The sequence below is a fragment of the Peribacillus acanthi genome, assembly GCF_003073175.1.
GTDB lineage: Bacteria > Bacillota > Bacilli > Bacillales > DSM-1321 > Bacillus_BN > Bacillus_BN acanthi.
In genome coordinates, this window is sequence record NZ_QBBX01000001.1 from 24,797 (window position 1) to 38,655 (window position 13,859).

The following is a 13,859-nucleotide window of genomic DNA, read 5'->3' on the forward strand; positions in this document are numbered from 1 at the left end:
TCAAAAGTTTCTTCGGCAAATTGTTGAAGTGTTTCGTAATGTTGGATAGTTGGAATGCCTTGTCCGGTTTTATGACTTTCTCCACCAACTAATATATGTTCGCTTCCATCAATTTGGACTGAACGCAACGACCGGGTTGGCTCATCCACACTTAAATACATTCCTCCAGGAAATTCGGAGTTTGCTTTAATGGCAAGAACATAGGAACGCTCTGCATGCAACCGAGTAAAGTAAAAGCCCATCCCATCATGAAATGGAAAATGAGAAGCAATCACTAAATGATCACACGTAATCGTATAGCCTAAATGAGTGGTAATAATGGGATGATCAGCTTCATTTACTGATTTGGCCGTTGTATGTTCATATACCACTCCCCCCATTTTAATAAAATCATTCAGTAAATGCTTCAAGTATTGAAGGGGATGGAATTGAGCTTGGTTTCTCATCTTTAAGGCTGCTGTAATGTGAAACGGTAGCTTCGAGTCGTATTGTAACTCTCCATCGATTCCGAGCTCTTTATACGCCTTCGCTTCTTTTTCTAACTGCTCTTTACCTTTAGTAGTCGTTGCATATAAATAAGCATCTTGTACAGAGTAATCACAGCTAACTCTATGCTCATGGATGATATCCTTCATCATATTTCCGGCTTGAATGTTTGCTTCATAATATAATTTGGCTTTTTCTTTACCAAAATGCTGAATCAATTCATCGTAAATTAGGTCATGTTGGGCGGTGATTTTGGCTGTCGTATGACCAGTCGTTCCATTCAATACTTTTCCTGCATCGATTAAAACGGTGCGGACCCCAGATTTAGCGAGTAAATAAGCGGTAGTAATTCCAGTAATCCCACCTCCAACGACTAAGGCTTGTGTTGAAATGGACTCTTTAAGGGCTGGAAAGTCTTCTATATCCGTAGAAGAACGCCAATATGGTTCGGGTTGATGTGGCAGTTTCTTTTTGTTAGTATTCAAATTTAATCGCCTCCTAGTAGCACTATTGCCATTCATAAAATTTCCAAAACCTTATTTTTCATGTGTAAAATCTTAATAAAGTACTAAATCAGAAAAAGGTGATTGTTTTGAGGAATCCTTGGGACCCCGAATATGAATTAAGTCTTGTTGAAGCACGAAAGTTGATAGAATCCCAGTTCCAAGATTTAGTTGGGTGTAACATGCGATTATTAGGGAAGGGGTATGATAATACAGTTTTTGATGTTGATAATAGGTACGTCTTTCGGTTTCCAAGAAGAGATATCGCTGTGAAATTATTAGAAACGGAGGCGAAAGTACTTCCTCAATTTCGTGGCAGAATCCAATTACCATATCCAGAACCCTTGTTTTTCGGTAAAGCAGAAGGAAGCTATCCTTACCCATTTCTCGGATACAAGAAAGTGTATGGTGAGCTTCCACAAGATTTGGACGATCATCAAAGAATCCAAGCCGCTGAACCGCTAGCATACTTTTTGAAAACCATTCATGCTTTTTCAGTAGAAACAGCAAGAGAGTTGGGAGTACCGAATGATTTCATTAGAAGAACCGACACCTCATTCCGTAAACCGAAGCTCGAGGAAATGACGAAAAAACTCTCTCAATTAGGGCAGAAAGTCATTTTTGAAAAAGTGAAAGCTTATCTTGAAACGGTGACGCCATTTGTAGAAGGTAAAAAGGAAACCTTCAACCATGGAGACCTTCATATAAGAAACATCCTTGTAGATAATGATGGAGTCCTGTCAGGAATTATTGATTGGGGAGATATGCATATTGGACATCCTGCAGTGGATTTATCGATTGTCTTCGCTTATTTACCTTTAGAAGGAAGAGAATCTTTCTATAGAATTTACGGGGAACTTGACGTGGAAAGCATAAAACTTGCCCGCTTTAAGGCAGTCTACACTGGAGTTTCCTTACTTTTATATGGTTTGGATATTGAAGATCCTTCAGTAGTAAAAGCGGCAAGGGAATCCATTTATTACTCATTACTGGAGCAACCATAAAAACATAAAAGGGCTTGGGTCTCTTCATAGGACTTCAAGCTTTTTTGATGTCCTTATTTAAAAACCGGCGTTCAATAGGAGGGTCGTACTAATAAATACGCCTCCAGACTTACTACAAAATATAGCGGAGGGCGATTATGGCAAATAAGAAATCTAGATAAGATAGAAACATAAAGACGAGAAAGGAGGAACGAAAGATGAAAAAATTCGGTTTACTAGTTGCAGGAGGAATCGCTGCCATCGTATTGTTCTCAAATTTAGGTCCAATGGTTGGGTTGGTGGTTTCACTTGCGATTGCTTACTTCGCACTAAAGGGATTCCTAAAAGCAGAAACTACGTTCAAGAAATTTTTGTGGGCAGCTCTTGGAATCATCATGTTATGTGCAGCCATTTCAAACGTCCCTTCCATCATTGGTTTAGTGGCAGCCTATGTTCTGTATGTAGTGTATAAAAAATGGAATGAAAATAAAGTGGAAATCATTGAGAAAAATGATCCATTCACAAATTTTGAAAATGAATGGAAAAATCTAAACAAATAATATTCCTAAAGGAGACCTCTATTATGAAAAACTTATTTAATCGAATGATTAATACCATCTCTGCTGACTTACATGAGCTTTTAGATAACAAAGAACAAAAAAATCCGATTGCGATGTTGAATCAATACCTACGTGAGTGCGAGCATGAAACAGAAAAAGTACGTAAACTTGTAGAAAGACAATATCGTTTGAAAGAAGAGTTTACGAGAGAATATCACAATGCCCTTCAAATGGCTGAAAAAAGAGCACGCCAAGCGGATGTAGCAATGCAAGCTGGTGAATCAGAGCTTCATACCTTTGCTAACAATGAAAAAACAAGCTACGAGGAACGTGCTTCCCGTTTAAAGGAATCCTTACAAGACGTGACGAACCAATTGGTAGAGCTAGAGCACAAATATGAGGAAATGAAACATAAGCTTAAGGATATGCACATTAAGAGACTAGAGTTAATGGGAAGAGAAAACATTGCACGTGCCCAAAATAAAATTAGTAACGTCTTAGAGCAAAAATCTGATAAAAACCAGTCTTATGCTAGATTCGATGAGATGGAGTCTTACTTAGATCGTTTGGAACAACAAGTGAATTCTTCTTATTACCGTCAGACAATCGATGCAAGAATCGCACAGTTAGAAAAAGAAATGAAAAATAAGGAAATGGTGTCAAATTCTTAATTAAAACATGGTATGCTAAGTATGAAATGATAGATAGAAAATAGATAACGACATTCGAAAAGGCGTGGATGAAAAGCTGCGCCTTTTTTACAAGATTAACAGAGAAAAGGGAGGGGAATTGCGATGTTTAAGTCAAGAACAGATTATGTGGCATCGATATTAATTATCGGCGTCATTTTATTGCTCTTGGAAATCTCCTTCTTTGATAGTGGTTTGATTGTTTCCCTCGTATTTTCCGCATGTATGATTTATTTTGGTAGGAAAAAGTGGTCAAGGACATTAGGTAAAATCCTTTTTTGGATAGGTATTGTCAGTGCAGCAGGAGCAATTTTTAGCATGATGGCCTTCAAATTTTTCCTGATGGCAATTCTTCTTTTAGTCATTTTCCAATTTGTCCAACGAAAGAAAAATCCCCATTTCTTCAATCCGGAATTTGGGACAGATGTGGCAGCCTTAAACCCTGAGCAGGTATTAAAAAAGCCTTTGTTTTTTCAAAATATGCTGTTTGGCCGTCAAAAAACGCCTGAAACCGTTTTTGAATGGAATGATGTCAACATTCAGGGTGGCGTGGGTGACACGATGATTGATATAAGCAACACAGTACTGCCTAAGGGTGAAAATGTCATTTTTGTACGAAATATATTAGGGAACGTACAAATCTTTGTACCCTATGAAACAGAAGTGAAAATCGTTCATTCCACAATTGTAGGTTCTTCAAAGATTTTCAATCAGCATGATCCGCAACTATTCAATCAAAATCTACAATATCAAACAAGTGGCTATGATGACGCTGAGAAGAAAATCAAGATTGTCACAAGCCTAATGGTAGGCAACTTGGAGGTGAAGCGGATATGAGCATTATTACCCGGCAAATTTTATGGGGGATGTTCTATTCGCTTAGCCTTGCTTTGATGTTGAGCACTTTTTTTATTTTATTTTATCCCCCTATAAACTTTGAAATCATTTGGGAGCAAGAGATATTCGATCTCCCGTTTATTATATTCGTAATAGCGGTTTGTGTATTGATTGGAATAGTCGCAGGAGCTTTATCCGGCTATTCTTGGCATAAACAAATCAAGCATATTGCTGATTCTTTCATTGATGTGGAACAAGGAAAGCCCGTTCAATATACGTCTAAAAAACAAGTGTCTGAAGTAGAATCGGTTCTTCAAAAAATGAATAAGTTACAGCAACACGTAGCCGAGCAGGTAGTTCTTTCTCAAAAACTTGCAAATGAACGTGCTGAAGATCAGGAGAAGCGTGTCCAGGAAATCGTTTCTCAGGAGCGAAATCGATTGGCAAGGGAGCTTCACGACTCGGTTAGCCAGCAATTGTTTGGAGCTTCAATGCTTATGTCAGCCATCAATGAAACAAGATCGTTAGAAAATGAAACAGAAAATCGCCAGCTTCAGATGGTTGAACAAATGATTCACCAATCACAGCTTGAAATGAGAGCCCTATTGTTACATCTCCGCCCGGTTCCGCTTAAAGGGAAGACCTTGCAAGAAGGCATTAAAGAGTTACTCATGGAACTTAAGCAAAAGGTTCCTATCGATATTACATGGAAAATTGAAGATACAGCATTGGACAAAGGTGTAGAAGATCATCTATTCCGAATCTTGCAGGAATCCGTTTCAAATACTCTTCGTCATTCAAAGGCCACTTCATTAGAGGTCCTGTTGATATGTCGAGAGCAGATGATCATCCTGCGGGTAACAGATGACGGGAAAGGCTTTGATGTCGAACAATCACGGACTGGTTCGTATGGTCTTCAGAATATGCGTGAACGTGCAGTAGAAATAGGTGGAACTTTGAAGATTGTAAGTGTGGTCCAAAAAGGAACACGCTTGGAGGTAAAGGTTCCTGTACTAAAAAAGGATGGTTGCGATGATTAGAGTAGTGTTTGTAGATGATCATGAAATGGTTAGGATTGGCGTTTCTTCTTATCTTTCTGCACAACCGGATATAGAGGTAGTAGGAGAAGCGGATGATGGAAAAAAGGGTGTGGAACTTGCCCTGCAGTTGAAACCTGACATTATTTTAATGGATTTGGTCATGAAGGAAATGGATGGAATTGAAGCAACAAGGCAGATTATCGCCCAATGGCCAGAAGCTAAAATTATCATCGTCACAAGCTTCTTGGATGATGAAAAAGTGTATCCTGCCCTAGAAGCAGGGGCCACAAGCTATATGCTTAAAACATCAAAGGCAAGTGAAATAGCAAATGCTGTGAGGTCAACCTATCATGGGCAGTCAGTATTGGAACCTGAAGTAACAGGCAAAATGATGAAAAAAATGCGACAGCCTCAGAACGTTCAACTCCATGATCAGCTAACCAATCGGGAAATGGAAATCCTTCTGCTAATGGCACAAGGAAAGAGTAATCAAGAAATCGCCGATGAACTCTTTATTGCCTTGAAAACGGCAAAGGTTCATGTAAGTAGCATCTTAAGCAAGCTAGAGGTACAGGACCGTACCCAAGCGGTCATCTATGCATTCAAGCACTCCTTAGCAAAATGATGCAGGGGTGCTTTTCAAACTTAACTGAAAGTGCGGTATAATGCTGATTAAGTGAAACTTCCATGGAGGATACCGTGAATACAAATACTTATCAACAAATAATCAAAGATTTTGCTTCAATTATAGAAGAAGCACATATACCTTACACATTTATTGGGGAAGCGTCCTTATCGTTACAAGGTGTTCCTATTTCAGCATTAGACATCCAAGTATTGATTCAGTGGGATGTTTTGGACTCGGCTTATTCGAATCTTACTAAATTTTCCCCATCTCCCATAACAAGAGACGCAGAAAAGGCCGAATTCTGGCTTACCTATCAGGACGTCCAAATAACGATTCTTTGTTATTTCAATACGACCGTCAAAACAGACCCATACCGAATTGGAATTACGATTGATGGAAAAGAAGTTTTTGCTCGTTCCTTCTATAGTGGATTATATGACCAGAATTTCCTACACCACTCTCTGGTTAATGAATTCCTGCTTAACACTCAGAAATCATTGACGGAACAAAATGAGCAAGCTTGGAATCAAAATAACTACACAGCCTTGATTCAAAGATATGGTGAGCCAGGAAAGATTGCAGGCAAAATCAAACAGAATCCAAAATGGCGATTGCACCCTTTTTATAAGTACATGCAGGATTTAAAAAACAAGAAAGTCATGCATTTGCTTGGATCAAATGGGGTAAAAGCGACAGCTATGGCTTTGCTTGGTGCTGACGTAACAGTAGCGGATTTTTCTAAAGAAAATGAGATGTTTGCTAAAGAAGTGGCAGAAGCAGCTGGAGTGGATATTACCTATATCGTGTCAGATGCCCTATCTTTGAATGAAGAGTTGGATAACTATGATTACGTCCTCATGGAATTGGGTGTGCTCCATTATTTCATTTCTCTAAACCCTCTAATGGAAAAAGTGAAATCACTTCTTGCCACTGGAGGAGTCTTTATCTTACATGAATTCCACCCAATTTCGACCAAGCTTATAGCGTCGAATGGGAAAAAACACAAGGTAACAGGAAATTACTTTGACCCTACACTGCAAGAGAGTATGGTTGCTTTCTCCAAGCATTTGCCAGATGAAGAACAAGGCCAATTGTCTAGAACGATCCAAAGAAAATGGACACTTGGTGAAGTGGTCACTTCAGTAGCGAAGGCGGGATTGATTTTGGAAATCCTAGAAGAAGAGCCGAACCATAAGCTTCATGATATTGGTTTACCGAAAACCTATACGTTAGTGGCGAGAAAATGATTTAATTGCTCCGATTTATAGGAATGATAAGTGATTGGTAATGGAATCTTGAATGCAAAACGGGGCTCAACCTAATAAGGTCAGTCCCGTACTTTAATAACAGCTTGTTGATTTTGATTGGACCATTCCTCTACATTCCATACCTTGGTAATCCAGCCTTCATAGAAGTCTTGTTCGTGCCACATTTATTCCTTCAAAAACCCAACGACTGCTTCCATATGCTTCTTTGAATTCAAAAGTAGGTTGGATCAAGCTACCATTCTCTTAGATGGTTGGTGTGATGAATATTTCAACTCCATTCTATAACGGATACATGGCTACATATATTGAGAAAGAGGTGATAAGATGGCAAATCCAAAGAAGATTATTATTTTTGGAGATTTTGGCATAGACGATACGATTGCGCTCTTCAAAGCCATGTTCCGTGAGGATTTCGAGATACTTGGAGTCGTTGCTGACTATGGAAACGTACCGAGGAATAAAGTGCTACGAAATTTGAATTTTATCCAATATATTTCAGGTAGGTATGATATTCCAATCTTTCAAGGATCATATGTGCCTCTAACAGCGATAGATCCCGAGTTCTTTCCAGATGTACACGGTCAAGAGGGGTTAGGGCCATTCAATCCACAGTTACCAGAGACAGGGGAATTTAATACATTCCCGATAGAGGACCTCATTCCGATAATAAAAATGCACTATCGAGACTTAACCATTGTCACCTTCGGAAGGCTTTCTTCCTTGGCGACAACCTTCATCCTGGCTTTGGACATTATGCGGCAGGTGAAGCGAATAATTATGATGGGTGGTGCGTTCTTCTATCCTGGGAATGTCACTGCACTGTCAGAAGCGAACTTCTATGGAGATCCCTATGCTGCGAACCTTGTTCTCCGATATGCCACAAACGTAACAGTTATTCCCTTAAACGTAACCCAAAACGCTTTAATCACCCCTGCAATGGCTGACCAAATCAATGTGTTCCACCAACAAACAAAAGATCCTCTTGGCCTAATGGTGAAGCCACTCTTAGAATTCTATCAAAATTTTTATAGTAAAAATTATCCGGGAATCCAAGGAGCCCCCATCCATGATGCAGTTACTTTATTCTACTTAGTGAACCCAGATGCCTTTGAAACTCGCGATCTTCCAGTAAAGGTCATTGTGGACCGAGGCAATGCATTTGGTCAAAGCTTTGCTGATTTCCGATATAATCCACAAAAGGATTTGGTTGTTCAAAAGGTAGCATTCAATATGAATTATGAAGCATTTACCCAGGATTTTATGAGTTCATTTTTACGAAACCGAATCAATGAGGAATAATGATTGGTTTTATCGCCTCTCTTTCGTTCTGGTTATTTTTTTGAGATACTTATAGGCAGTCAGAATAAACGGAAGGATGTATGTATGAAAAAAACGGTTGTATTGGCTGAAAAGCCTTCAGTAGGAAGAGATATTGCGAAGGTGCTTGGCTGTCATAAAAAAGGAAATGGTTTTTTTGAAGGAAATGAATATATCGTAACCTGGGCGCTCGGTCATTTAGTGACACTAGCCGATCCTGAAGCTTACGATGATAAATATAAAGCTTGGAAATTGGAAGACTTACCTATGCTTCCATCCTCATTAAAACTAGTTGTTATTAAAAAGACGGGCAAGCAATTCCAAGCGGTGAAAACTCAATTGAATCGCTCTGATGTCAAAGAAATCATCATTGCGACCGACGCTGGTCGTGAAGGGGAACTAGTTGCTCGTTGGATTTTAGAAAAGGCGCATGCTAACAAACCTATCAAACGTCTTTGGATTTCCTCAGTAACGGATAAAGCCATCAAACAAGGATTCCAAAAACTGAAAGATGGAAAAGAATATTTAAACTTATATGCTTCTGCACAAGCAAGGGCAGAAGCGGATTGGCTAGTAGGAATTAATGCAACAAGGGCATTGACGACTAAGTACAATGCTCAGCTTTCTTGTGGACGGGTACAGACTCCAACATTGGCGATGATTGCAAAACGTGAAGAAGAAATTCGCTCTTTTGTCCCAAAATCCTATTTTGGCTTACGAGCTGTTACGGAGCATGGTATATCGCTGACATGGCAAGCAGAAAAAACGAAAGAGACGAGGATTTTTGAAGAAGAAAAAGCAAAATCTTTGCTTAAGCAAATTCAAAATGAACCGGCAGAGATAATGGAAATCCAAAAGAGTATGAAGAAAACCTATGCTCCTGGCTTATATGATTTAACCGAGCTACAAAGGGATGCCAACCGAATTTTCGGTTATTCTGCTAAGGAAACACTATCAATCACCCAACGCTTATATGAGCAATATAAGGTAGTTACTTACCCTAGAACGGATTCAAAGTTCCTTTCTAGTGACTTGGTAGATACACTTAAAGAAAGATTAGAAGCAGTAAGTATCAAGCCTTATAGCCAATGGGCGTCCAAACTCTTAAGAAGTCCTATCCGAGTAAACGGATCCTTTGTGGATGATAAAAAGGTATCTGATCACCATGCTATTATTCCGACTGAACAGACACCTTTCCTGCAAAAACTGTCTGATAAAGAGTACAAAATTTATGATTTGATTGTTAAAAGATTTTTAGCGGTCCTTTTACCTCCTTTCGAGTTTGAACAAACAACTTTAAAAGTGGAAATAGGTAAAGAATCCTTTATTGCCAAGGGAAAACGGATTATCGGGCAAGGTTGGAAAGATGTATATCAATATGATGAAGAGGATGTAGAGGATGACCAGTCACTACCTGTCTTACAAAAAGGGGATAAACTAAAACTTTCATCCATTTCAATGACAAAGGGTGAAACAAAACCACCTGAACCTTTCAATGAAGGAACTCTTCTTTCTGCGATGGAAAACCCAGTTCGCTTTATGAGTGGAGAAAGCAAGGATTTGATTAAGACTCTTGGGGAAACAGGAGGACTTGGTACAGTCGCTACGAGAGCCGATATTATTGAAAAGCTCTTCAATTCCTTTTTAATCGAGAAAAAAGGAAAAGGCATCTTTGTCACTTCTAAAGGAAAACAACTGCTTGAGCTGGTTCCAGATGATTTGAAATCCCCGGCATTAACAGCAGAGTGGGAGCAAAAACTACAGCAAATTGCTCAAGGTAAGCTATCCAAGCAGACTTTCATTGTGGAAATGAAGAATTATGCCCATAGCGCTGTACATGAAATCAAGAACAACACTCAACGATTTAGACATGACAATGTCACTGGAAAGAAATGTCCAGACTGTGGCAAACTTCTCCTAGAAGTCAATGGGAAAAAAGGTAAAATGAACGTTTGTCAGGATCGCGAATGCGGCTTCCGTAAATCCATTTCAAGAGCGACAAACGCACGTTGCCCTGTTTGTCACAAAAAGCTGGAATTGCGTGGAGAAGGAGAAGGCCAAATCTTTGCCTGTTCATGTGGGCATCGTGAAAAGCTTAGCTCCTTCCAAGAACGCAAGAAAAAAACAAGCCAATCTGTAGGTAATAAACGCGAAGTGGCTCAATATATGAAAAAGCAAAACAATGATGAGCCTATCAATACTGCACTTGCAGATGCATTAGCGAAATTAAAATTGAAATAGATTCTATTAAACAGGAGCTATCCTTTACAGGAATAGCTCCTGTTTAATAGAGTAAATGTATCTGAAAAAAGTTTTAAAAAGTAAGAAAAACGAAGAATAATTAAGAATGATAGAGCATATAGAGGAAAAACTCTATATATCAGAATTTTATGAATATTTACAATATACAAAAAACATACTAATATTAAACCAAGAAACAACTCAACAATACACTAGAAAGGAGTTACCCTTTAAGAAAAGAAGAATCATACACATTCCTCCTAAGAGGTGATTCCAATGACATAAGTAAGGCGAAGGCGTAGAAAAAGAACGCCGGGTACAAACCAAAAAAGCATTCCCATTCTAAAAAAGAAAAGGTGGTACCAATGACATAAGTAAGGCGAAGGTGTAGAAATCTGCTGCACTGGGTAAATAAAATCTAATGAATTCCATAGTATAGATGGAAAAATAGAAAGGGTTTATGAATTAAAATGGAAGATGAAATAGTCTAAGCGATCTTGGAATTCCACATGGGAGCCAGGATCGCTTATTGTTGTTTTAAGAGTCTTTAGGAAAAGAGCCCAATATTTATTAGTAGTGTGAACACCTATTTGTTTATTAAAAAAATTTCTGGAAATAGTTGCTAAAATGATTGTGATAACATATAATTTTATTGAACAGTGGTCAATAAAGGAGAATCGTAAACATGGCACCAAGAAAAGCAGAAAGTGAACTAACAAGAGAGATGATCATGGATGCTGCACGAAATCTTTTTGTACATCAAGGGTTTCAACATGTTTCAATGAGACAAATCGCAAAAGAACTGAATTGTAGCCATGGAGCCATTTATTATCATTTTAAGAATAAGGCTGAAATTTTTTACAAAATGGTGGAACATGATTTTCGTCAATTAGATGCTATTCTGATTGAGATTCTAGAACGCAAATTACCTTCCAGAGAAAAGTTAGTAAGTATTTTTTTAGGATTTATCGAATTTGGATTAAATCATCAAAATCAATATGAAATCATGTTTCTAATTAAGGATGAAGAAGTAAAAAGTTATGTAAATGAAGCTCCCAATACTAGCTATGAACGATTTGCACACGCCATTTTTACACTATGTGAAGGAAAAGCAACGATTAGACAAATCTGGACAGTATTCTTATCACTGCATGGCTTTATAACGCATTATTGTAGAAGCGGACAGTCGTTTGTAGATGTGAAAGAATTAGCTAAGATTCATGCGAACTTTTTGGTAAAAGGCTTACTTGATTAAAAATTTTCGGCATTATTGACCAGTGGTTAAATAATAGGAGGAATGACAATGACAATGATAAAAACGATGGTGTTAGGTGCTACAGGCGGGATGGGCTTTGCAATCACAAAAGAATTGTTGGATAGAGGCATGGATGTGTCGGTTTTCGTAAGAAATAAGGCTAAAGCTGTAGAGTTGTTTGGAAACAAAGTTAAAGTAGTAACGGGAGATGTTTTCGATTCAGAAGCTTTAAGAACAGCTACTAAAGGGATGGACTTAATCTTTCATGCTATCAATATTCCATATGAGCATTGGGAAGAAAAGCTTTTACTACTAAATCAAAATATTTGGAAGGCCACACAAGATTGTGGAGCAAAGCTTGTGGTAGTAGATAATATTTATGCTTATGGAAGAAAAACAGAAGTTCAACATACAGAAGCGGCAGTCAAGCAGCCGAATACGAAAAAAGGGAAGCTTCGTTTAAAAGTGGAAAAGGGTCTCAAGGATGCAGGGATTTCATACATCCATGCACATTTTCCAGATTTCTATGGACCTCTTGCACCTAATACGATTCTTCATATGACTTTAAAGTCTGTAGCGGAAAATCGAAAAAGCATATTTGTTGGTGATCCGTCTATCCAAAGGGAATATATTTATACCCCAGATGGAGCAAAAGCATTAGTTGAACTCTCTCTCCGTCCCAATGCGTACAATCAATCATGGAACATAGCTGGAACAGGTACTATAAGTGGAAAGGAAATTCATCAGATAGTCCAAGATCAGCTAGGTTATAAGAAGAAATTTGTGATAACAGGGAAAAAAATGATAGGTTTCCTAGGAATCTTCAATAAAGGTATGAAAGAAGTCGAAGAGATGCTGTATTTAACAGAAGAACCATTTATCCTAGATAGTACTAAGTTTGAGAAAGAAATTGGACCACTACCGAGAACTCCATTTCAAGAAGGAATACTACACACCATCCAAACTCTTCAGAAAATAAACTAACTAATTTCCTAATTAACTACACCATTTTTCACTTTCTTAATTTTTTTAGTGCATCCTTTCCAGTCAGAATGGCATTTATATTTACACTACAATAAATATCACTAGAAATCATCTTCTAATAGTTTGCGTCATGTTCTAATACAGCTTGTATCTCCTAATTCATGATATAATAGTGAAAATACTGGAAGGTAATTCATCGTAATGGATTGTAAACAGATTGTTAGGAGATGAACGGGTGTATCCAATTGAAAGATTTTCTAAATATCTTTTACAAAATTCAGAATCTATAAGCAAAGAAATTGTTGATTATAATCTTGGAAAACTAGAAATAGAATTACCAGTTGAAATTATAGAGAAATCCATAAACACCAATCGTGAATTTTTAGAGTTCTTAGGGAATTCTCTGAACTTAACAAATGAAGAAGTAGCAGGAAGATTCATTGAATGGCATAAACAACATGCAGCACAAACTGAAACACAATTTAGTTTCGAAGATATCTCCAAAATTGTCCGTCCGTATGCTGAGACTCGCCTTCGTTTAATAGAGATGCTTACCAAAGTATCTATAAAAGAAGGACTTTCTACAGAGGAAGTTGTTTATGTCAATAACCGTATCAGTTTTTTACTAGATTTAAGTATTACTGAGAGTATTATTGAACGAGAACGATTAGCGAATGAAGCTAATAAGAAAAGCCAAAATGTGATTAGGGAGTTATCATCACCAGTTGTCCCCATTCAAAATGGAGTAGCCATTCTTCCGTTAATCGGAGAATTTGATTTAGATAGAAGTGAACATATTCTAACGAGTGTCATACCAAAGATTAATGATTTGAATATCGAAACTCTTATTATTGACTTCTCTGGAATAGCTACAATTGATACTGAGGTCGCTAGGGAGATTTTTAAGATTAAAGAAGTTCTGGATTTAATCGGGGTTAATTCGATGTTAACAGGAATTCGACCTGAATTAGCTATTAATATAATAAAAGCTGGCATTGACTTTACTTCTTTAAATACGTATGGGACAGTACAACAAGCTATACTTAGTACGAATCAATAGAAGATCAC

The 13,859-nt window shown here is 37.9% G+C and carries 13 protein-coding genes; 12 read left to right on the plus strand and 1 reads right to left on the minus strand.

Features of this window, described 5'->3' with window-relative positions:
- A partial coding sequence (locus DBX25_RS20965; RefSeq protein WP_240620091.1) for an NAD(P)/FAD-dependent oxidoreductase occupies window positions 1-971 on the minus strand: 971 nt, incomplete at its 3' end.
- A gap of 107 nt (window positions 972-1,078) precedes the next feature.
- Between DBX25_RS20965 and DBX25_RS00220 the strand changes: the two genes are divergently transcribed.
- The 12 genes from DBX25_RS00220 (at window position 1,079) to DBX25_RS00275 (ending at window position 13,851) form a co-directional block, all read left to right on the plus strand.
- Window positions 1,079-1,993: a phosphotransferase gene (locus tag DBX25_RS00220; protein ID WP_108668773.1), complete on the plus strand. Its 915-nt coding sequence runs from the start codon at window positions 1,079-1,081 to the stop codon at window positions 1,991-1,993.
- 197 nt (window positions 1,994-2,190) lie between these two features.
- Window positions 2,191-2,532 carry a lmo0954 family membrane protein gene (locus tag DBX25_RS00225; protein ID WP_108668774.1) on the plus strand — a complete coding sequence of 114 codons (342 nt, stop codon included), beginning with the start codon at window positions 2,191-2,193 and terminating at the stop codon, window positions 2,530-2,532.
- A 23-nt stretch (window positions 2,533-2,555) separates the two neighbouring features.
- Entirely contained in the window at window positions 2,556-3,203 is a 648-nt protein-coding gene (locus tag DBX25_RS00230) for a PspA/IM30 family protein (protein ID WP_108668775.1), read from the plus strand.
- 123 nt (window positions 3,204-3,326) lie between these two features.
- Window positions 3,327-4,058 (plus strand): cell wall-active antibiotics response protein LiaF, encoded by a 732-nt coding sequence (gene liaF / locus DBX25_RS00235; protein ID WP_108668776.1) that lies wholly within the window; start codon window positions 3,327-3,329, stop codon window positions 4,056-4,058.
- A complete protein-coding gene (locus DBX25_RS00240; protein WP_108668777.1) occupies window positions 4,055-5,098 on the plus strand; it encodes a sensor histidine kinase in 1,044 nt (347 codons plus the stop codon). The genes liaF and DBX25_RS00240 overlap by 4 nt, the downstream gene beginning before the upstream one ends.
- Entirely contained in the window at window positions 5,091-5,723 is a 633-nt protein-coding gene (locus DBX25_RS00245) for a response regulator (RefSeq protein WP_108668778.1), read from the plus strand. The genes DBX25_RS00240 and DBX25_RS00245 overlap by 8 nt, the downstream gene beginning before the upstream one ends.
- 74 nt (window positions 5,724-5,797) lie before the next feature.
- Window positions 5,798-6,973, plus strand: a complete 1,176-nt coding sequence (locus tag DBX25_RS00250; RefSeq protein ID WP_240620092.1) for a class I SAM-dependent methyltransferase — start codon at window positions 5,798-5,800, stop codon at window positions 6,971-6,973.
- A 345-nt stretch (window positions 6,974-7,318) separates the two neighbouring features.
- The gene (locus DBX25_RS00255) at window positions 7,319-8,293 is read left to right on the plus strand and encodes a nucleoside hydrolase (RefSeq protein ID WP_108668780.1); all 975 of its coding nucleotides are present in this window, start codon (window positions 7,319-7,321) and stop codon (window positions 8,291-8,293) included.
- Window positions 8,294-8,377: 84 nt separating this feature from the next.
- A complete protein-coding gene (locus tag DBX25_RS00260; RefSeq protein WP_108668781.1) occupies window positions 8,378-10,552 on the plus strand; it encodes a DNA topoisomerase III in 2,175 nt (724 codons plus the stop codon).
- A gap of 685 nt (window positions 10,553-11,237) precedes the next feature.
- Entirely contained in the window at window positions 11,238-11,807 is a 570-nt protein-coding gene (locus DBX25_RS00265) for a TetR/AcrR family transcriptional regulator (protein WP_108668782.1), read from the plus strand.
- Between the two features lie 48 nt (window positions 11,808-11,855).
- Window positions 11,856-12,791 carry an NAD(P)H-binding protein gene (locus DBX25_RS00270; protein WP_338066662.1) on the plus strand — a complete coding sequence of 312 codons (936 nt, stop codon included), beginning with the start codon at window positions 11,856-11,858 and terminating at the stop codon, window positions 12,789-12,791.
- A 235-nt stretch (window positions 12,792-13,026) separates the two neighbouring features.
- Window positions 13,027-13,851, plus strand: coding sequence for an STAS domain-containing protein (locus DBX25_RS00275; protein ID WP_108668783.1), 825 nt, complete (start codon window positions 13,027-13,029; stop codon window positions 13,849-13,851).
- Window positions 13,852-13,859 lie beyond the last annotated feature (8 nt).